At 72.3% G+C, this 19319-nt stretch carries 17 protein-coding genes and 1 pseudogene; 8 read left to right on the forward strand and 10 right to left on the reverse strand.

Translation table 11 applies throughout. The annotated features are described in order from the left end of the window. A pseudogene (locus RWM17_RS02115) lies at positions 1-208 on the forward strand (bifunctional ADP-dependent (S)-NAD(P)H-hydrate dehydratase/NAD(P)H-hydrate epimerase); the annotation flags it as partial. A gap of 189 nt (positions 209-397) precedes the next feature. Here the strand turns inward: RWM17_RS02115 and RWM17_RS02120 are convergent. Continuing rightward, entirely contained in the window at positions 398-1090 is a 693-nt protein-coding gene (locus tag RWM17_RS02120; protein WP_314100915.1) for a YceI family protein, read from the reverse strand. A 382-nt stretch (positions 1091-1472) separates the two neighbouring features. Between RWM17_RS02120 and chvE the strand changes: the two genes are divergently transcribed. From chvE to mmsB, 3 genes are all read left to right on the forward strand, one after another. Next, a complete protein-coding gene (gene chvE / locus RWM17_RS02125) occupies positions 1473-2606 on the forward strand; it encodes a multiple monosaccharide ABC transporter substrate-binding protein (RefSeq protein WP_314100917.1) in 1134 nt (377 codons plus the stop codon). 78 nt (positions 2607-2684) lie between these two features. After that, positions 2685-4232 (forward strand): multiple monosaccharide ABC transporter ATP-binding protein, encoded by a 1548-nt coding sequence (gene mmsA / locus RWM17_RS02130; protein WP_209560566.1) that lies wholly within the window; start codon positions 2685-2687, stop codon positions 4230-4232. 50 nt (positions 4233-4282) lie between these two features. Then, positions 4283-5437, forward strand: a complete 1155-nt coding sequence (gene mmsB / locus RWM17_RS02135; RefSeq protein ID WP_314100975.1) for a multiple monosaccharide ABC transporter permease — start codon at positions 4283-4285, stop codon at positions 5435-5437. Between the two features lie 44 nt (positions 5438-5481). On the opposite strand, the gene RWM17_RS02140 is transcribed toward mmsB, so the two are convergent. The 3 genes from RWM17_RS02140 to RWM17_RS02150 form a co-directional block, all read right to left on the reverse strand. Then, the gene (locus tag RWM17_RS02140; protein WP_123547266.1) at positions 5482-6243 is read right to left on the reverse strand and encodes an amino acid ABC transporter ATP-binding protein; all 762 of its coding nucleotides are present in this window, start codon (positions 6241-6243) and stop codon (positions 5482-5484) included. Between the two features lie 74 nt (positions 6244-6317). Next, a complete protein-coding gene (locus RWM17_RS02145) occupies positions 6318-7223 on the reverse strand; it encodes an amino acid ABC transporter permease (protein ID WP_314100920.1) in 906 nt (301 codons plus the stop codon). Beyond that, complete coding sequence (locus RWM17_RS02150) at positions 7187-8011, reverse strand: ABC transporter substrate-binding protein (protein ID WP_314100922.1); 825 nt, start codon at positions 8009-8011, stop codon at positions 7187-7189. The genes RWM17_RS02145 and RWM17_RS02150 overlap by 37 nt, the downstream gene beginning before the upstream one ends. Before the next feature lie 79 nt (positions 8012-8090). Here RWM17_RS02150 and RWM17_RS02155 point away from each other — a divergent pair, with 79 nt between their 5' ends. The 3 genes from RWM17_RS02155 to RWM17_RS02165 all read left to right on the forward strand — a co-directional run bounded on the left by RWM17_RS02155 (position 8091) and on the right by RWM17_RS02165 (position 10323). Continuing rightward, positions 8091-9515, forward strand: a complete 1425-nt coding sequence (locus tag RWM17_RS02155; protein WP_314100924.1) for a glycosyltransferase 87 family protein — start codon at positions 8091-8093, stop codon at positions 9513-9515. Between the two features lie 170 nt (positions 9516-9685). Continuing rightward, positions 9686-10021, forward strand: coding sequence for a thiamine-binding protein (locus tag RWM17_RS02160; RefSeq protein ID WP_314100926.1), 336 nt, complete (start codon positions 9686-9688; stop codon positions 10019-10021). Next, a complete protein-coding gene (locus RWM17_RS02165; protein ID WP_314100927.1) occupies positions 10018-10323 on the forward strand; it encodes a hypothetical protein in 306 nt (101 codons plus the stop codon). Before RWM17_RS02160 ends, RWM17_RS02165 begins: the two co-directional genes overlap by 4 nt. A gap of 171 nt (positions 10324-10494) precedes the next feature. Here the strand turns inward: RWM17_RS02165 and RWM17_RS02170 are convergent, their stop codons facing one another. Beyond that, positions 10495-11502, reverse strand: a complete 1008-nt coding sequence (locus tag RWM17_RS02170) for a hypothetical protein (RefSeq protein WP_314100928.1) — start codon at positions 11500-11502, stop codon at positions 10495-10497. A 342-nt stretch (positions 11503-11844) separates the two neighbouring features. Here RWM17_RS02170 and RWM17_RS02175 point away from each other — a divergent pair, with 342 nt between their 5' ends. Further along, positions 11845-13134, forward strand: a complete 1290-nt coding sequence (locus RWM17_RS02175; protein ID WP_314100929.1) for an MFS transporter — start codon at positions 11845-11847, stop codon at positions 13132-13134. A gap of 60 nt (positions 13135-13194) precedes the next feature. Here RWM17_RS02175 and RWM17_RS02180 read toward each other — a convergent pair whose 3' ends face one another. From RWM17_RS02180 to RWM17_RS02200, 5 genes are all read right to left on the reverse strand, one after another. Further along, positions 13195-13872, reverse strand: a complete 678-nt coding sequence (locus tag RWM17_RS02180; protein ID WP_123546384.1) for a response regulator transcription factor — start codon at positions 13870-13872, stop codon at positions 13195-13197. Positions 13873-13951: 79 nt separating this feature from the next. Further along, a complete protein-coding gene (locus RWM17_RS02185; protein WP_314100933.1) occupies positions 13952-15211 on the reverse strand; it encodes a hypothetical protein in 1260 nt (419 codons plus the stop codon). Beyond that, positions 15208-16365, reverse strand: coding sequence for a sensor histidine kinase (locus RWM17_RS02190; protein ID WP_123546382.1), 1158 nt, complete (start codon positions 16363-16365; stop codon positions 15208-15210). The genes RWM17_RS02185 and RWM17_RS02190 overlap by 4 nt, the downstream gene beginning before the upstream one ends. A gap of 214 nt (positions 16366-16579) precedes the next feature. After that, complete coding sequence (locus tag RWM17_RS02195; protein WP_314100936.1) at positions 16580-17788, reverse strand: homoserine O-acetyltransferase; 1209 nt, start codon at positions 17786-17788, stop codon at positions 16580-16582. Positions 17789-17860: 72 nt separating this feature from the next. Continuing rightward, positions 17861-19192 carry a bifunctional o-acetylhomoserine/o-acetylserine sulfhydrylase gene (locus RWM17_RS02200; RefSeq protein ID WP_314100938.1) on the reverse strand — a complete coding sequence of 444 codons (1332 nt, stop codon included), beginning with the start codon at positions 19190-19192 and terminating at the stop codon, positions 17861-17863. Positions 19193-19319: the final 127 nt, after the last annotated feature.

Genomic DNA, 19319 nt, shown 5'->3' on the forward strand with positions numbered 1-19319 from the left:
CGCGGACGAGGCGCTCGCACGGGAGGACGCCCTGGCCCGCCTCGCGGCCACCGCCGCGGTCGTCCACGGCCTGGCCGCCGAGCGTGCGAGCGCCGGAGGGCCACTCACCGTGCTGGGCCTCGTCGACGCGCTGCCGGCGACGATCGCCGCCCTGCTGCGCGTCGGAGCAGGAGGGGCAGAGTCGGGTGGAGCCTATTCCGTCACGTGACGGATCACGGGACGGGCCGGCGCTCCGTCACGTGACGGATCGGGGGACAGGTTGGCGCTTCGTCACGTGACGGATCAGCCTCAGGGAGAACACACCACACCTCCTCGCCGGTGTGAGGCGGCTGGACGACGTGCCCCCGCCGGGAGGGCGGCCCCGCCGGGAGGGCGGCCCCCGCCGAGAGGGCGGCCCCTAGGAGGCGGGGGTCGCCGAGACGAGGAACTCCACCGTGCCCGAGTCCTCGACCTGGACGAAGCCGAAGCTCGGCGCCTCGACTCCGTAGTCGCTGAAGGTCACCGGCACCGAGCCGCTGATCTGCACCCCGTCGCCCGAGAGCGCGGCCTGCAGCGAGACGGTGATGCTCTGCGTGACGCCGTGCATCGTCAGGTCGCCCGTCGCCTCGACGGTCTCGACGTCGCCGTCGGCGGGGACGCCGGCGTCGATGGGCTGGGTCAGCACGAAGGTCGCGGTCGGGTAGGTCGAGGCCTCCATGGCGTCGTCGCGGAAGTAGCCGTCGCGGTTGCCGCTGTCCGTGGCGATGCTCGCCACGTCGACGTCGATCGTGGCGGCCGTGACCGAGTCGCCCTCGACCGTCACGGTGCCGGTGACCTGGTCGGTCGTGCCGACGACGGTGACGTCGGTGCCGTTCAGCACCTCGTCGACGCGGTAGCCCGCGGTGCTGCCGTCGCCCACGGTCCAGGCGCCGCTGAGGTCGCTCGTGTCGATCGTCGTCGCACCGGGCGTGACGGAGACGGTGGGGGCGGCCTCGGGCTCGCCGACGATCACGTCGCGGTAGAAGGCGGGGCCGGCGACCGCGGCGGTGACGCCGAGGCCCACCACCACGACCGCTGCGACTCCGAGGACGATTCCGGTCTTCTTCTTCATGGTGTGTCTCCTGGGGTCGGCTCGGGTGCTGCTCGGGCTGGTCGGCACGGAGGAGGCGCCTGCCCAGGATGATGACGCGTCACCCTAGGACGGCGCTGGGAAGGTGCAGGCGCAGCAACCGCCCCTCGACCAGGGCAGATGCGAGCATCGTTCATCTCGATTCGGTAACGACGCCTCCTCGCCCTGGCGCGCGCCTCCTCTCGGCTATATGTTCCGAGAGCCAACAAATAGCCGACGCACCCTCGTCGGCCTCGAGCACTACAGCGAAGTACAGCTCGATCTGGACCGGTTCGACGACGAACCACGGCCACGACGCTCCCCACGCACCCGGAGGGAGCCGCGACCCGTCGCCCGGGCAGATCCCATCGGAAGGATCCGCACCATGACCACAGCACGCACGCTCTCCGTGGCGGCCCTGACGCTCGGCCTCGTGGCCGGACTCGCGGCCTGCGCACCCGCCGGCTCCTCGGGCGGCTCCTCCGGCGGCGGGGACGACGCCGCCGGCACCGACTGCAACGTCGGCATCAGCATGCCGACGCGCAGCCTCGAGCGCTGGATCAACGACGGCGAGGGCCTCAAGGAGAAGCTCGAGGGCGACGACTGCACCGTCGACCTGCAGTACGCCGACAACAAGACCGACCAGCAGATCAGCCAGATCCAGAACCAGGTCGCGGGAGGCGCGAAGATCCTCGTCGTCGCCGCGATCGACGGGCAGACCCTCGGCCCCGTGCTCGAGGACGCGGCCTCGCAGGACGTCACCGTCATCGCCTACGACCGCCTCATCAACGGCACCGAGGCGGTCGACTACTACGCGACGTTCGACAACTACAAGGTCGGCCAGCTGCAGGGCCAGTACATCGAGGAGCAGCTCGGCCTCGCCGACGGCGAGAAGGGCCCGTTCACGATGGAGCCCTTCGCGGGCAGCCCCGACGACAACAACGCCGGCTTCTTCTTCGCCGGCGCGTGGGACGTCCTGCAGCCCTACGTCGAGAGCGGCGTGCTGACCGTGCCGAGCGGCAAGGCACCGGCCGACGACGACGGCTGGAAGGCCATCGGCATCCTCGGCTGGGGCTCGGACGACGCCCAGGCCGAGATGGACAACCGCCTCCAGTCGTTCTACACGGGCGGCGACAAGGTCGACGTCGTTCTCTCGCCGAACGACAGCCTAGCGCTCGGCATCGAGGCCAGCCTCGACGCGGCCGGCTACCAGGCCGGCACGGACTGGCCGATCATCACCGGCCAGGACGCCGACGTCGCGAACGTCAAGGCGGTCCTCGCCGACCAGCAGTCGATGACGGTCTGGAAGGACACGCGTGAGCTCGGCACCCAGGTGCAGGCGATGATCGCCTCCATCGTCGCGGGCGAGGAGCCCGAGACGAACGACACCGAGACGTACGACAACGGCGTCAAGGTCGTGCCGGCGTACCTGCTCGACCCGGTGGTCGTGACGAAGGACGACGTGCAGTCCGTCCTCGTCGAGTCCGGCTTCGTCGACGCCGGCGACGTGGGTCTCTGACCCCACCACCCGGCAGCCGGCGGCGGTCCCCACGGGGCCGCCGCCGGCTCCCTCACCCCTGAACGGAACGAGGACCACATGGACGACGTCATCCTCCAGATGACCGACATCGTCAAGGAGTTCAGCGGCGTCCGCGCGCTCGACGGAGTCTCCGTCAGCGTGCGGCGCGGCGAGGTGCACGCGATCTGCGGCGAGAACGGCGCGGGCAAGTCGACGCTGATGAAGGTGCTGTCGGGCGTGTACCCGCACGGCAGCTTCGGCGGCGTGATCGAGCTCGACGGCCGGCCCGTCCGCTACTCGTCGATCAACGACAGCGAGCGCGACGGCGTGGTGATCATCCACCAGGAGCTCGCGCTCAGCCCGTTCCTCTCGATCGCCGAGAACATCTTCCTCGGCAACGAGGTGCAGCGCGGCGGCGTCATCGACTGGAACCGCACCAACCTGGAGGCGGCGGCCCTGCTCCAGAGGGTCGGCCTCGCCGAGAGCCCTGTCACCAAGGTGCTCGAGCTCGGCGTCGGCAAGCAGCAGCTCGTCGAGATCGCGAAGGCGCTCTCGAAGGAGGTGAAGCTGCTGATCCTGGACGAGCCGACGGCGGCGCTCAACGACGACGACTCGGCGCACCTGCTGGGCCTGATCGACCAGCTGCGCGACCAGGGCATCACGGCGATCATCATCAGCCACAAGCTCGGCGAGATCCGGGCGATCGCCGACACCGTCACGGTCATCCGAGACGGGAAGACGATCGAGGCGTTCGCGGTCGAGGACACCCCGGAGATCGAGACGCGCATCATCCGCGCCATGGTCGGTCGCCCGCTCGACAGCCAGTTCCCGCCGCGGGTGCCCGACATCGGCGCCGAGAAGCTGCGCGTCGAGAACTGGACCGTGCACCACCCGGTCGACGCCGACCGCGTGGTCGTCGACGACGCCTCCTTCACCGTGCGGGCCGGCGAGATCGTCGGCTTCGCGGGCCTGATGGGGGCAGGGCGCACCGAGCTCGCGATGAGCCTGTTCGGGCGCTCGTACGGCAGCGACATCTCGGGCCGCGTCTACAAGGACGGAGTCGAGATCCAGACGCGCACCGTCGGCGAGGCGATCAAGAACGGGATCGCCTACGTCACCGAGGACAGGAAGCGCTACGGCCTGAACCTGATCGGCAGCATCACGGTCAACGTCTCCGCGGCCGCGCTCGGCAAGCTCGCCCGGCTCGGCGTCATCGACCGCAACCGCGAGTACGCCGTGGCGGACGACTACCGCCGACAGATGAACATCAAGACCCCGTCGGTCTCGTCGGTCGTGGGCAACCTCTCCGGCGGCAACCAGCAGAAGGTCGTCCTGAGCAAGTGGATCTACTCGGGCCCCGACGTGCTCATCCTCGACGAGCCCACCCGGGGCATCGACGTCGGGGCGAAGTACGAGATCTACGGGATCATCGCCGAGATGGCCGCCCAGGGGAAGGCGGTCATCGTCATCTCGAGCGAGCTGCCCGAGCTGATCGGCCTGTCGGACCGCATCTACACCATCGCGGAGGGGCGGCTCACGGCCGAGCTCTCGCGCGCCGACGCCAGCCAGGAAGAGCTGATGCGCCACATGACCGCGACCAGGAACCTAGGAGCAGAAGCCTCGTGACCACCACCGCACCTCCTCGTCCGTCCGCACCGCCTCCTGCGTCCGGGCCGATGCCGGGCTCCAAGCGGCGCCTGCGCATCGACATGCGGCAGTACGGCATCCTCGCCGCGCTGCTCGTCATCGTGCTGCTGTTCCAGTTGCTGACCGAGGGCCGACTGCTCTACCCCGGCAACGTCAGCAACCTGATCCAGCAGAACGCCTACGTGCTGATCCTCGCGATCGGCATGGTGATCGTGATCATCGCCGGGCACATCGACCTCTCGGTCGGCTCGGTCGTCGCCACGGTGGGCGCCGTCGCCGCGCTGGCCATGAACGACTGGGGGCTGCCCTGGGGCGTGGCCGTCGCTCTGTCGCTGCTCGTCGGCGCGCTGATCGGGGCGTGGCAGGGCTTCTGGATCGCCTTCGTCGGCATCCCGGCGTTCATCGTCACGCTCGCCGGCATGTTGGTGTTCCGCGGCGTGGCCCTCGTGCTGCTCACGGGCGGCACCATCAGCGGGCTGCCGCGGGCCTTCAACTCGATCGGCTCGGGCACGCTGCCGGCGACCGGCCAGCCCGACCTGTTCACGCTCGGCATCGGCCTGCTCGCCTCGGCGGGCCTCGTCGCCCAGCAGCTGCGCGCCCGGGCGAACCTGCGGCGCCTCGAGCTGCCCCGCGAGCGGGCGGTCTCGTTCGTGCTGAAGATCGCCATCGCCGTCGCCGCGATCATGTACCTCTGCTACCTGCTGGCCTACAACCGCGGGACGCCGATCATCCTGATCATCCTGGCGACGCTCGTGCTGCTGTACTCGTTCCTGCTCACGCGCACCGTCTTCGGCCGACACGTCTACGCCATGGGCGGCAACCTCTACGCGGCGATGATGTCGGGCGTGAAGACGAAGTGGGTCACCTTCGGCATCTTCGTCAACATGGGCCTGCTCGCCGGGCTCGCCGGCGTCGTCAGCACGGCCCGCGCCGGCAGTGCGGTCGCCTCGGCGGGCCAGAGCTTCGAGCTCGACGCGATCGCGGCCGTGTTCATCGGCGGCGCCGCCGTGCAGGGCGGCATCGGCACCGTCGTCGGGGCCGTGATCGGCGGCCTGGTGATGGGCGTGCTCAACCAGGGCCTGTCGATCCTCTCGGTCGACGCCGCGTGGCAGCAGGTCATCAAGGGGCTCGTGCTGTTGCTCGCCGTCGCGTTCGACGTGTACAGCAAGCGCCGGCGCCGCTGAGGTCGGACGGGGGCGCCGGCGGTCTCGACAGGGTCGCCGGCGCCTCAGCCCGAGACGCGGGCGAGGAACTCCCTCGCCCGCTCGGTGCGCGGCGACCCGAAGAGCTGGGCCGGCGGGCCCTGCTCGGCGATGCGGCCGGCGTCGAGGAACACCACCCGATCCGCGACGTCGCGGGCGAACGCCATCTCGTGGGTCGCCATCAGGATGGTGGTCCCCACCTCCTTGAGCGTGCGGACGAGGTCGAGCACCTCGCCCACGAGCTCGGGGTCGAGGGCGCTCGTCACCTCGTCGAGCAGCAGCACGGCGGGCCTCGGGGCGAGGGCCCGCGCGATCGCGACGCGCTGCTGCTGGCCGCCCGACAGGCGGTCGGGGTAGGCCCGGGCCTTGTCGCCGAGCCCGACGCGCTCGAGCAGCTCGAGGGCCCGCGCCTCGGCCTCGGCCCGAGGGCGCCGCAGCACGTGGCGGCTGGCCAGCGAGACGTTGTCGAGGACCGTGAGGTGCGGGAACAGGTTGTAGTGCTGGAACACGACGCCGATGCGGGCCCGGACGGCGTCGACCCGCACCCGCGGATCGGTGATGTCCTCGCCGCCGAGCACGATGCGCCCGTCGTCGACCTGCTCGAGCAGGTTCACCGTGCGCAGCAGCGTCGACTTGCCCGACCCGCTCGCGCCGATCAGGGCGACGACCTCGTCGCGGGCCACGTCGAGGTCGATGCCGTCGAGCACGGTGGTGCCGCCGAACGACTTGCGCACGCCCTCGAGGCGCAGGACGACCTCGGCGGACTGCGCCGCGCCTCCTGCGGTCAGGTCGGCCCCCGGCTCGCCGTGGCCGTGCCCGTGCCCGTGCCCGCGTGCCTGACCGTGGCCGTCGCTCTGCTCGTTCACACGACGCTCCCGGCTTGTTCACGACGACGGAGGCGGGCCGACAGCCAGTCGGTCAGCCAGACCGTCGGCAGGGCCAGAAGCACGAAGAGCAGCCCGGCGAGCACGTAGGGCGTGAAGTTCGCGGCCGTCGCGGTCTCGATCTGGGCGGCGCGCACGGCGTCGACGGCGCCGAGAACGGAGATGAGCCCCACGTCTTTCTGCATCGAGACGACGTCGTTCATCAGGGCCGGCGTGACCTTGCGGATCGCCTGGGGGAACACGACCAGCCGCAGCGTCGCGGCGTGGCTGAGGCCGAGCGAGCGGGCGGCCAGCCGTTGGGACGGGTGCACGGCGTCGAGCCCGGCGCGGATGACCTCGCTGACGTAGGCCGAGTAGGTGAGCACGAGCGCGACCGTGCCCCAGACCTCCGCGGGCAGGCGGGGGATGCCGAGGCCGAGCCCGGGCACCCCGAATCCGACGAGGTAGAGCACGATGATCAGCGGCAGGCCGCGGAACAGGTCCGTGTAGCCGCGCACCAGGGCGCGCACCGGGAAGAAGACGGGGCCGCGCAGCGTGCGGAGGGCCGAGAGCAGGGTCGCGAGCACGGCGACGCCGACCAGCGCCACGACGAGCACCCGCACGTTCAGCCAGAGTCCCTCGAGCACCCGCGGCCAGGCGGCGACGAGGGTGGGGCCGTCGAAGAAGCTGAAGCGCACCCTGTCCCAGCCGGGCGTGCTCGTGACGGCCCACCAGGCCAGGGCCGCGAAGGCGATCGTGCTGACGGCGGCGATCGCGACCGAGCGCCCCGACTGCCGACGCCGGAAAGCGCGCCGGCCGAGCTCGAGGTCGCTGACGGGGTGGGCGTCGACCGCGAGCGCGGTGCGGGCTACGACAGCTCCGTCACGTCGTAGTCGGCCAGCCACTCCTGCTGCAGCTGGTCGAGGGTGCCGTCGGCGCGCAGGGCGTCGACCGCGTCGGTGACGTCGCCGGTGAGCGCGCTGCCGAGCGGGAGGACGATGCCGAGCTCGTCGCTCGCGCCGTCCTCGGCGGCGAGCTGGCCGAGCACGACGCCGCCCTCGACGAAGTAGGTGGCGGTCGGCACGTCGAGCACGATCGCGTCGACCTGGCCGGCCTCGAGCGCCGCCTTGGCGTCGTCGTTGGAGTTGTACGCCTGGACGCCCCCCTCGGGGTCGATGACCTTCTCCGCCGCGGTGAAGCTGGTCGTGCCGCTCTGGGCGCCGATGGCGAGGCCCTGCAGGTCGGTGACGCTCGTCGCGCCCTCGGCCGCGCTGCCGGGCAGGGTGACGACGGCCTGGCGCGTCTCGTAGTACGGCGACGAGAAGTCGACGGCCTTCGCGCGCTGCTCGGTGATCGAGAACTGCTGCAGGTTCAGGTCGAACGTCTTGGGGCCGGGCGCGATCGCCTCGTCGAAGGTCGAGCGCACCCAGACGACGTCGTCCTCGGCGTAGCCGAGCTGGTCGGCCACGGCGTACGCGAGCGCGGCCTCGAAGCCCTGGCCGGTGGTCGGGTCGTCGTCCTCGACCCACGGGCTGTAGGCCGGCTCGCCGGTCGCGACGGTCAGCTTGCCCTCGGTGACGAGGCCGTCGCCGGACCCGCCGGAGCCGGACGTGGGGGCGCAGGCCGACAGGGAGGCGACGGCGGCGACGACGGAGACGGCGGCGGCCGCGAGACGGAGACGGGTGCGGGGCATGAGGGGCAGGATATCCGTCCGCGGTCCCGCGCGGCGGCACCGAGGCCTCGTGTGACGCCGGACGGCTAGCCTTGCCCGCATGACCGTCGCCGCACCTCCTCGTGCACCCGGCGCGGACGGCGCCTCCCGCCGCCTGCCCGCACGCGTCGCGGCCCACCCGGCCGTGCTCTGGTCGGCGTTCGTGATCGTCCACCTCGTCGTCGGCCACGCGGCGCTCACCGGGCCGAACCAGCCGATGGGCGACGTGTGGAGCGTCTACCGCACCTGGATGCAGCAGGGCGTGGGAGGCGGCGACTGGGTGGGCGTGGACCGGCCGTGGGTCTACCCGCTGCTCGCCGCCGTGCCCATGCTGCTCGCCCGCGTCGGCGGCGACGCCCACTACGGCCAGGCCTGGCTGACGATCGTGCTGCTCCTGGACGCCGGCGCGTTCGCGGTGCTGACCGGCGGGCTGCGCGGGCGGCGGCACGTCGCACCGGCCTGGTGGTGGCTGCTGTTCCTGCTCGCGCTCGGGCCGATCGCCGTCGGGCGCATCGATGCGGTCACCGTGCCGTTCGCGATCGTCGGGCTGCTGCTGCTCTCGTCGCGGCCGACGGCCGCGTCCGTGCTGCTGACGGTCGCCGCGTGGATCAAGGTGTGGCCGGCCGCCCTCGTCGTCGCCGCCGTCGTGGCCCTGCGCGGCCGGGCCCGGCGCGACGTGGTCGTTGGCGCCGTCGCGACGACCGTCACCGTGGTCGCGATCTCGCTCGTGCTCGGCAGCGGGGCCACCGTGCTCGGCTTCGTGGGGGAGCAGGCCGGTCGCGGGCTGCAGGTCGAGTCGCCCACCGCCACCGCCTGGCTGTGGCGGGCCGCCGCCGGGATGCCGGGGGCGTTCGTCTACTACGACCACCAGATCCTCACGTACCAGGTCGAGGGCGACGGGGTGGGCACCGCGGCTCGCCTCACGACCGTGCTCATGGGGCTCGTCGTGCTGCTCGTGCTGCTGCTGGGGCTGCGCGCCGTGCGGAGGGGCGCGTCGGCCGTGAACCTGCTCGCGCCCCTGTCGCTGGCCTTCGTCACGGCCCTCATCGTCACGAACAAGGTCGGCTCGCCGCAGTTCGTCTCCTGGCTCGCGCCGCCGGTGGTGATCGGGCTGGTGCTGGCGCGGCGCGGGGGCGCGGCGGCGGCGGGTGGGTCTGCTGCGGCCGGGCCTGCCCGTGCCGTGCCTGCCGCGGCGGTGCCGGCGGTGCTGGCCGTGGGGATCGCCGCGCTCACGCAGGTGATCTACCCGTGGGAGTACCAGGCCCTGCTCGGCGTCGAGCCGTGGATGCTCGTGCTCATCACCGTGCGGAACCTCGGCGAGGTGGCGCTGCTCGTCGTCGCGCTCGTGCAGCTGTGGCGCGTCGGGTTGTCGGCGCGGGCCGGGTCGTCTGGGCGGGCCGGGGATCCAGCTGAGGCAGCCAGAACGCTGCAGAACCCGACAGATCAGGCCGGGCGTGCCACGCCGCACCCGGATATCCACGTATAGGAGGCTCGCCGGTCGGCATTTCCGAGCTGCCGCCGCAAAGCGAGACGGATCCGCTCTCGCGAGTCACGTGGAGCAGGCAGAACTGGCCTCGGACGCCTGCATCCCTCTCAAATTACGGGTGTCCAGGGCGCAGGGTGCCGTCCCGGCCCTGACGGTGCGAGGATGACCGCATGATCGTCGCCTTCTCCGTCTCGCCCAGCGGCGGCCCGTCCGCCGGATCGCTCGACCCCGAGGCGCACGGCGACTCGGTCCACGAGGCGGTGGCCGCGGCCGTCGCGGTCGTGCGCGCGTCCGGGCTGCCGAACCGCACCTCCTCGATGTTCACCGAGATCGAGGGCGAGTGGGACGAGGTCATGGACGTCGTCAAGCGAGCGACGGAGGCGGTCGGCCGCTACGGCACGCGCGTCTCGCTGGTGCTGAAGGCCGACATCCGCCCCGGCCGCACGGGCGAGCTCGACGGCAAGGTCGAGCGGCTCGAGCAGGCGCTGGGTCAGCACGCCTCGTGACGCTCGTCCCACCGGGGGTCGTGCTCCTCGTCGTGGGCCTGCTCGCCTACAGCGGCGTCTGGCGGAGCTGGTCGACGCACACGTTCCTGCACTGGCCGTTCGGCGTCGCGTGGGCGGGTCTCGGGATCATCGTGGCGGGGAGCGGCGGCATGATCGGCGTCGCGGGGAACGAGTCGGTCGGGGGAGTCCTCCAGCTCGTCGGGATGGGCGTGGGCCTCTTCGGCGTCGTCGGGGCCTTCATGCTGCCCCCGTTCCTCCTCCCGGCTTGGTATCGCCGAGCGATGGCGGCCGCGCGCCGGTGAGGGTCGGCCCGTGAGGGGGAGACCTGCTGGTGCGCGCGGTCGGGAGCAGACCCTCGGCCAGGGCCTGTCCTGGGCGGACAGCTCCTCGGGCGGACGACGAGACCCCCTGCCCTCGAGGAGGACAGGGGGTCGCGAGCGGCTCGGCAGGCGTGCCGCCGGGTGCGGGTCGCGTCAGCCGGTGAAGGAGGCGGCGGCCCGGACGGGCGTCGCGACCGGGGCGACGGCCGAGGGCGCAGCACCCGCGGCGGGAGCTGCCGGAGCGGGGGCCGCAGGGTCGGCGGTGACGACGAGGACCGCCTGCAGGCGGAGCGCCGAGGTCGTGCCGACGAGCGTCAGCGTGTAGTCGCCGCCCGCGGCGTCGGCGGGGACGACGAGTGTCCCGGTGACGGCGCCGTCAGCGTCGGCGACGAACGTGGTGTCGAGCGCGTTCCCGGTGCGGCCGGTGCCGTAGCCCGTCGAGACGGTCTCACCGGGCAAGAAGCCGGTGGCGGAGACGGCGACGCCCGTGGTGCGGAGGGCCGCGGCGGGGACGGTGCCGGGGGCGACCGTGAAGGTCGGGGTGGGCGTGAAGCGCGTGGTGACGCCGTCGACCGTGATGCTCGACACGGTCGCGGGGGTGCGCTCCGGGTAGCTGAGGAGGAACCCGTAGGCGCTGACGGTCGCGTCCGTGCCGGCGTAGTCCTCCTCGATCTGGTCGGCGGTCATCGCGCCGCCGTCCGAGGTGCCGAGACCGTAGGTGGCGTCTGCCTCCAGCCCCGTCGTGCCCGTGGCCGTGCTGAAGCGCAGGTCCGGGCCGTCGGTCTGGATGACGAAGCCGAACTTCGCCGTGCCGGTCGAGACGAAGTCGGCCTCGGCGATGAGCTCCGCGAGCGATGCGACGGGCACCGAGGCGCGGGTGCCGGTGAGCAGGTACGCACCGGTCGTGCCGTCGGTCGAGAGGCCGTCGGGGCCGAACGTGAAGGCGTCCTCCTTCGTGGTGGACTCGATGTCGGCCACCCACGTGCCCGCGGCCACCTGGCCGCCGAAGTCGTAGTCCTGGATCTGAGCGACGTCGTTGACGTACTGCGTGGTCGCGTCGGCGTCGGCGCCGGCGGCGGAGGCAGCGCCGGACGAGAGGAGGAGGGAGCTGCCGGCGGCGAGGGTCGCGACGGCGAGGGCGAGGGGCTTCGTGATCTTCACGGGGTCCGTTCGGGGGAGGAGTGGTCGGGGGTCTCGTCCTCCCGCGCCGCGGATCGGCACCGAGGTGGACGACCAGGCACTAGGGCAGGGGAGCGGCCCGGCGGGCCGAGACGGAGACGTCGTGTCCGAATCGATACCGACGGGTACACGATCGCTCGTCCGGCACCTCGCGGAAGAGGCGGGGCAGGTCGCGCCTGCTGCCCGTAGACTCGTCGCTCGGGTCCGTCCGGGGTCATCGAATCGATGCGATCGAGTCTGCGGACCCGCAGCGCACGAGCTCGACGGCGAGCACCCTGCCCCACCGCATCCGCACCTCGCCCCTCGACCTGGAGGCAGCCGCCCGTGATCGTCCTCACCACCCGTCGCAAGACCCTCGCCCTGATCGCCCTCGCGCTCGGCGGGTTCGGCATCGGCTCGACCGAATTCGTGGCCATGGGCCTGCTGCCGAACATCGCGCAGGACCTGCTGCCCGGCCTCTACGCGCGGTCGTCCGACGAGGGCATCGCCCAGGCGGGCTGGCTCGTCAGCGCCTACGCTCTCGGCGTCGTCGTCGGCGCCCCGACCATCGCGGCGATGTCGTCGCACCTGCCGAAGAAGAAGCTGCTGATGGGGCTCCTCGCCCTGTTCGTGGTCGGCACGGTGCTGTCGGCGGTGCTGCCGACGTTCGGCTGGGTCCTCGGGGCGCGCTTCTTCGCGGGCCTGCCCCACGGCGCCTACTTCGGCATCGCCTCCATCGTCGCGGCCACCATCATGGGCCCCGGCAACCGGGGCAAGGGCGTCGCCCTCGTGCTCAGCGGCCTGACGATCGCGAACGTCATCGGCGTCCCGTCCATCACGGCCCTCGGCCAGGCGCAGGGCTGGCGCGCCGCCTACCTCGCCGTCGCCGCGATCTTCGCGCTCACCTTCGTCGCCGTCGCGCTCGCCGTGCCGCGGATGGAGGGCGACTCGTCCGCCTCGATGCGCCGGGAGCTGAGCGCCTTCAAGAAGCCCCAGGTGTGGCTCGTCATGGGCATCGGCGCCATCGGCTTCGGCGGGTTCTTCGCCGTCTACAGCTACATCGCCAACGCGGTGACCGAGGGCGCAGGCGTCGACGAGGGCGTCGTCCCGTGGGTGCTCGTCGGGGTCGGCGTGGGCATGACGATCGGCAACGTGATCGGCGGCTGGGCCAGCGACAAGAACCTCAAGGCCGCGCTGACGGTCGGGTTCGTCGGGCTGATCACCGCACTCGTCGCGTACGCGCTGTTGGTCGACGGCATCGTGGGCATCTTCGTGACCACGTTCTTCCTCGGGCTCGTCAGCTCGATGATCGGGCCGTCGGTCCAGTCGCGCCTGATGGAGGTGGCCGGCGAGAGCCAGGTGATCGGCGCCGCACTGAACCACTCGTCGATGAACCTCGGCAACAGCGCGGGCGCCTACCTCGGCGGGGCCGTCATCGCGGCGGGCTTCGGCTTCGCCGCCCCGGGCTGGGTCGGCGTGGCGCTGGCGCTCGTCGGCGTCGTGCTCACCGTGATCAGCTTCCGGCTGCAGAGGTCGGGCGACGCGCGTCAGGCCGCGCTCTGCGCCGCCGCCAGCGAGGCCGACCACAAGGAGGACACCGACACCGGGTCCGTCTTCGTGGTGCAGGGGCGCTAGCGGCCGACGACGACGACGGCCCGGCACCCTCGAGGGGGCCGGGCCGTCGTCACGTCGTGGCTAGAAGCTGGTCTGCGCCGGCATGTCGGTCTGCAGCAGGATGCCGTCCGTGATGGCTCGCTTCCGCAGGGCCACCTTGGTGCCGACGTCGTAGCCGGCCACGCGGTACTTCTCGCGGATGCGCTTGAGGTAGCTCTTCGCCGTCTCCTCGCTGATGCCGAGCTGGTAGGCGACGGCCTTGACGGGCTCGCCGCCGCCGTAGAGGGCCATGACGCGGCGCTCCTGCGCGCTGAGCTTCGGCACCCCGCCGATCTCGGCGGCGTTGAGCGCGAGGTCGAGCTCGGCCGAGATGTACGACTCGCCCTTGGCAGCGGCCCGGATCGCCTCGACGATCATCTCGGCGTCCTCGCTCTTGACGAGGTAGCCGAGCGCCCCGGCGGCGAGGGCCTCGCGGACGACGTTGGGCTCGGAGTAGGTGCTCATCAGCACGGTCTTCACGCCGGTCGTCTTCAGGGTGTTGATCTTGAGCGAGATCGGGATGTTGTCCTTGAGGTCGAGGTCGAGCAGCACGACGTCGACGGGGAACTCAGGGTGGGTGAGCAGCTCGGGCCAGGACGCGACGGCGGCGACCATGGAGATGTCGCTGGCCGCGCCCCGGATCCACTCGCTCAGGGCGCCGAGGAGCATCTTGTGGTCGTCGACCAGGGCCAGACGGATGCGGTCGTCGGGAGTCGTCACGGGGCGGTCCTTCTTTCTGAGGAGGTGGTGTCCATGCTAGACGGACGGGTCGAGCTGCAGACAGCCCTGTCGCGTGCGGTCACGACTCGGCGGGGTTGTCGACGATGCAGTGGATGCGCAGCCGGAGGCTGGACTCGTGCGTCGAGGCCGAGTACTCGCCGACGCGCTCGAGGGCGCTCCACGTGGCGGGGGTGACCCGGTTGCGCCGGATGCCGGTGGTCGACACGACGATCGGGACCTCGACGCTGCGGCCGGCCAGGGAGGCGATGGACTGCGTGACGGCGGCCACGGGGCCGAGGGTCAGCGTGATCGCCGCGCTCGGCGCCCTGGTCTTGGAGTCGCCGAGGAGGAGCCACACGGCCTGCAGGAGCCCGTCGCGCTGCGGCGGCGCGAGCAGCCCGGCGAGCGACGACGGGTCGACGAGCGTCACCGAGCGCCCGAGGTACTCGGACTCGGTGACGGCGTGGTGCAGCCAGGTCTCGCGGCGGCCCTCGATGAGGTGCAGCCGCAGCTCGGTCGCGAGCGACGCGGCCTGCGAGGCCACCTTGGGTGCGAGGGGGAGCGGCACGTCGCCGCCGGCGACGCCGTCGAGCAGCTTCTCGGCGGCGAGGTCGAGGCGGGCGAGCTCGTCGCTCGCGAGCATCCCCACCGCGAAGCGGGGCTGCGAGACGTTGCTCTGGACGAGCACGCGGTCGAGCTCGACCTGCACCATCCGCCGGAACCGCTGCACCACCGAGACGGCGACGGCGCCGGGCAGCACGGCGAGCGCGACGATCGAGATCTGCTGGGGCACGGAGTCAGGGGTGAGGGGGGTCGACGCCACGACCATCGCGACGAAGCCGACCAGGAGGACGGCGACGGCGACGACGATCTCGCGGGCCGGTCTCAGCGTCACGACCGGCAGCAGGCCGAACCCGACGGCAACGCTGGCCGTCGCGTAGGCGCCGACGTCGTGCAGCGGCCAGATCGCGATGAAGTCGAGGGCGACGACGAGGACCATGATCCCGCCGATGACGGCGAAGACCCCGCCGGTGAGGCGCTCGCCCCGGATCGTGACGAGGGCGGCCGTGCCGACGAAGGCGGCGATGTAGAGCAGCCAGGCCACGAGCGCCGGCGCGACCATCGGGTAGTCGCTCAGGTGGCTGAGGAAGAAGACGAGGCCGTAGACGGCCTGCACGGCGGCGACCACGGCGGCGCCGAGCCCAAGGTAGCCGGTGCCGAGGGTCGCGCCGGCCGCTCGGGCCTGGCGCAGCGATCGTGCGCCGGTCGAGCCGATCGGCAGGCCGCGGGCGGCCCGGCGACCGCGCTGCACCCCGAGGGTGTTCTCGTCGATGCTCATCGTGGCGCCTCCAGGACGACGGTGGTGCCGGAGCCCGGCGACGAGAAGAGCCGCGCGCTGCCGCCCACCTCGCGCAGCCGGCCGACGACGGACTCCTTGAAGCCGAGGCGCTCCTCGCTCACGCCGTTCAGCTCGAAGCCGACGCCGGCGTCGGTCACCATCGCGCGGACCATGGAGTCGTCGTGGATGATCGTCACGTGCGCCTCGGTGACGCCGGCGTGGCGCCGCACGTTCTCGAGGCACTCGGCGAGGGCGAGCAGGAACGCGTCGAGCACGTGCGTCGGCAGCAGCACCTGGCCGGTGCCGTGCCAGCTGACCTCGAGGCCCATGCGACCGAAGCGCTGCTTGACCGACTCGAGCGTCTGCCCCAGGGGCGACTCCTCGACGGTCTCGAGGGTGTACTCGCCCGACGCCTGCGGCTGGGGCGTCCCGCCGAGGCGGAGGTGACGCAGCAGGCGCGCGTCCTCCGCCGCCTGCGCCTGAAGCGCCTCCGGGGTGACGCCCACGCCCGAGTGGGCGAGCAGCGTCAGGGTCGCGAGGACGGTGTCGTGCAGGAGGCGCGCGCCCTGCCGGCGCTGCGCCTCCGTCTCGCTCGCCTGGCGCTCCGCACGGTGCGCGTTGCCGATGCTGTAGATGCGACGGGCGGCGAGGGGGACGGCGCGGCCGAGCCAGACGCCGACCACGAAGACGAGGACCCAGCCGAGCACGACGGCCGCGACGGGGAAGGTGAGGACGGAGCCCGTGGCGAGCGAGACGCACGCGACGGAGACGGCGAACGCGACGACGGCGGTGACGACGCGGATGCGACTCGTGGACAGGACGAACGCGAACGACGCGTTGGCGCCTCCTGCGAGGGGGATGACCGCCGTCGCGACGGCGGCGTCGGCGGGTGCCCCGAACGGGAGCAGGGCCACGACCGTGGCGGCGAGGCCGGCGGCCATGCCGCCGAGCACGGCCCAGCGCGAGCCCGACCGGCCGACGACGACCAGGGCCGCGACGAGAGCGGCCACGAGCACGGCCACGAGGGCGAGGTGAGCCGGCTCGGTCACGCCCGGGAAGGCCAGGGCCACGAGCGACACCCCGGCGCAGGCGATGCCCAGGGTGCGCGTGGTGGAGCTCAGGAGCCGATCGCGTTCCTGGGCGAATATGTCCATGGTGATCCAACGGGTACGGACGACGTGATGCGTGTCTGTCGGGTGACAGCGACCCCTCATGTTTCCACATGTGCAGGCCCTGTGAGGCCCACGGGCGTGCGCGACGCGCCGAGGACGCGCGGATCGCTCGTGTCGCGGGCAGGCGCGGAACGGGGGACGTGTCGGCCGTTCGGGGGACCGACCAGGGGACGCCTCGACCGTGCGGGGAGCCGGGTCAGCTGGCCAGCAGGCGCCGGAGGTGGTGGCCGACCGCGTCGTCCTCGATGAGGAAGCCGTCGTGCCCGTACTCGCTGGTGATCACGACGGCCTCGCCGCCGTCGAGGCCGTTCGGCAGGTGCCGGGCGATCGCCTGCTGGTCACGGGCGGGGAAGAGCCGGTCGCTGTCGACCCCGAGCACGAGCGTGCGCGCCGTGACCCGTGCGAGCGCCTCCTCGACGCCGCCTCGGTCTCGGCCGACGTCGTGCGAGTTCATCGCCCCCAGCAGAGCGACGTAGCTGCCGGCGTCGAAGCGGCGCGTGAACTTCGCGCCGTGGAAGTCGAGCCAGCTCTCGACCTGGAACCGGCCGGGGCCGCCCAGGGGCGAGATGTCGCTCTGCCAGGCGCGCCCGAAGCGGGCCGCGAGCTCCTCCGGCGACCGGTAGTTGAGCAGGGCCATGCGGCGGGCGAGGGCCAGGCCGCGCCAGGGACCCTCGCCGTCGACGGCGTCGTAGAAGTCGCCGCCCGCGAAGGCCGCGTCCATCCGGATCGCCTCGGTCTGGACCGTGTTGAGGGCGATCTGGTCGGCGCTCGCCAGGGGCGGGGCCGCCAGCACGGCGAGCCGCTCGACCCGGTCGGGGTACGTCACGCCCCACTCGAGGGCGTGCATGCCGCCCATCGAGCCGCCGACGACGGCGGCCCACCGCTCGATGCCGAGCTCGTCCGAGAAGGCCGCCTGGGCGGCGACCTGGTCGCGGATCGTCAGGTGCGGGAAGCGCGAGCCCCACTCGACGGCGTCGGGGCCGAACGACGAGGGGCCGGTGCTGCCCTGGCAGCCGCCGAGCATGTTGGGGGCGACGACGAACCAGCGGTCGGTGTCGACGGCGAGACCCGGGCCGACGACGCCGCCCCACCACCCCGCGGTCCGGTGGCCGGGGCCGGCCCGGCCGACGACGTGGCTGTCGCCCGTCAGTGCGTGCAGCAGCAGCACGGCGTTGTCGCGCGCGGGGGAGAGCTCGCCCCAGGTCTCGTAGGCGATGCGCACGCGGTCGAGGGCCGTGCCGCTCTCGAGGTCGAGCCGGTCGAGTGCCGTGAACGAGCGGTCTCCCGGGTCGTCCCCGTCGCGCCACGCGCCGGTGACGGGCGGGCGGGCCAGCATCGCGAGGCGGGTGCGCTCGCTCACGACGCTCGACGGGACGGTGTCCTCGGGGGTGCTCTGCCAGTCCATGTGCTGCCATCCTGCTCGACCCGAGGAGGCGCGGCCTGATTGTTACGTCCGCCGCGCCTCCCCGGTGCGACCTCAGGAGGTGCGCAGCGCCTCCTGCGTGACGGCGCGGGCGGCCGCGAAGCCGGCCTCGAGGTCGGCCTTCAGGTCGTCCACGTTCTCGAGGCCGACCGAGAGCCGGACGAGCCCGGGGGTCACGCCCGTCGTGAGCTGCTGCTCGGGGGTCAGCTGCGAGTGCGTCGTCGAGGCAGGGTGGATGACGAGGCTCCGCACGTCGCCGATGTTCGCGAGGTGGCTGAAGAGGCGCAGCCCGTCGACGAGGGCCCGGCCGGCGTCCACGCCGCCCTTGAGCTCGAACGACAGCACGGCGCCGACCCCTCGCGGCGCGTACTTGTTGGCGGCGGCGTACCAGGGGCTTGTCGGCAGCCCGGCGTACCAGACCGCGGCGACGTCGTCCCGGGCGTCGAGCCACTCGGCGATCTCCTGGGCGTTCTGGACGTGGCGCTCGATGCGGAGGCTCAGCGTCTCGATGCCCTGGATCAGCGAGAAGGCGCTGTCGGCGCTGTTCGAGGCGCCCAGGTCGCGGAGCAGCTGGACGCGGGCCTTGATGACGTAGGCGAGGGCGTCGCCCACCGCCTGCGTGTAGACGGCGCCGTGGTACGACGGGTCGGGCTGGGTGAGCCCGGGGAAGCGCTCGGCGTTCGCGCTCCACGGGAACCGCCCGCCGTCGACGATGAAGCCGCCGATCACGGTTCCGTGCCCGCCGAGGAACTTCGTGGCCGAGTGCACCACGATGTCGGCCCCGTGCTCGATCGGACGGATCAGGTACGGGGTCGCGATGGTGTTGTCGACGATCAGGGGCACGCCCTCGGCGTGCGCGACGCCCGCGACCTTCTCGATGTCGAGGACGTTGATCTTCGGGTTGCCGATCGTCTCGGCGAAGAAGAGCTTCGTGTTCGGGCGGACGGCTCGGCGCCACTCGTCGGCGTCGTCCTGGTCCTCGACGAAGGTGGTCTCGATGCCGAGCTTGGTGAGCGTGTAGCGGAACAGGTTGTACGTGCCGCCGTAGATCGACGACGACGAGACGATGTGGTCGCCTGCCTCGGCGAGGTTGAGCACCGCGAAGGTCGACGCTGCCTGGCCGGACGCCACGAGCAGCGCGCCGACGCCGCCCTCGAGCGCCGCGATGCGCTGCTCGACGACGTCGTGGGTGGGGTTCATGATGCGCGAGTAGATGTTGCCGTTCTCGGCGAGGGCGAAGAGGTCCTGCGCGTGCTGCGAGTCGCGGAACACGTACGAGGTCGTCTTGTAGATCGGCGTCGCCCTGGCGTGGGTCGTCGGGTCGGGTCGTGCCCCGGCGTGGATCTGCTGGGTCTCGAACTTCCAGTCGGGCGTCTCTGCGCTCACGGTGTGCTCCTCGTCCGGGTCGGGGGTGGTGCGGGTGCGAGCCACGGTACGGAGGCGCGGGGCGGGTGTCCACGACGGGGGACTCGGGGCGTAACGGGCGACGTCGGCCCGCCGCGCTAGCGTGGGC

This window comes from uncultured Frigoribacterium sp. (assembly GCF_963515265.1).
Lineage (GTDB): Bacteria > Actinomycetota > Actinomycetes > Actinomycetales > Microbacteriaceae > Frigoribacterium.

Coding starts and splice junctions, on each gene's coding strand:
- RWM17_RS02120 (WP_314100915.1), bottom strand. CDS start 1,090: ATGAAGAAGAAGACCGGAATCGTCCTCGGAGTCGCAGCGGTCGTGGTG.
- chvE (WP_314100917.1), top strand. CDS start 1,473: ATGACCACAGCACGCACGCTCTCCGTGGCGGCCCTGACGCTCGGCCTC.
- mmsA (WP_209560566.1), top strand. CDS start 2,685: ATGGACGACGTCATCCTCCAGATGACCGACATCGTCAAGGAGTTCAGC.
- mmsB (WP_314100975.1), top strand. CDS start 4,283: ATGCCGGGCTCCAAGCGGCGCCTGCGCATCGACATGCGGCAGTACGGC.
- RWM17_RS02150 (WP_314100922.1), bottom strand. CDS start 8,011: ATGCCCCGCACCCGTCTCCGTCTCGCGGCCGCCGCCGTCTCCGTCGTC.
- RWM17_RS02155 (WP_314100924.1), top strand. CDS start 8,091: ATGACCGTCGCCGCACCTCCTCGTGCACCCGGCGCGGACGGCGCCTCC.
- RWM17_RS02160 (WP_314100926.1), top strand. CDS start 9,686: ATGATCGTCGCCTTCTCCGTCTCGCCCAGCGGCGGCCCGTCCGCCGGA.
- RWM17_RS02185 (WP_314100933.1), bottom strand. CDS start 15,211: ATGAGCATCGACGAGAACACCCTCGGGGTGCAGCGCGGTCGCCGGGCC.
- RWM17_RS02190 (WP_123546382.1), bottom strand. CDS start 16,365: ATGGACATATTCGCCCAGGAACGCGATCGGCTCCTGAGCTCCACCACG.
- RWM17_RS02195 (WP_314100936.1), bottom strand. CDS start 17,788: ATGGACTGGCAGAGCACCCCCGAGGACACCGTCCCGTCGAGCGTCGTG.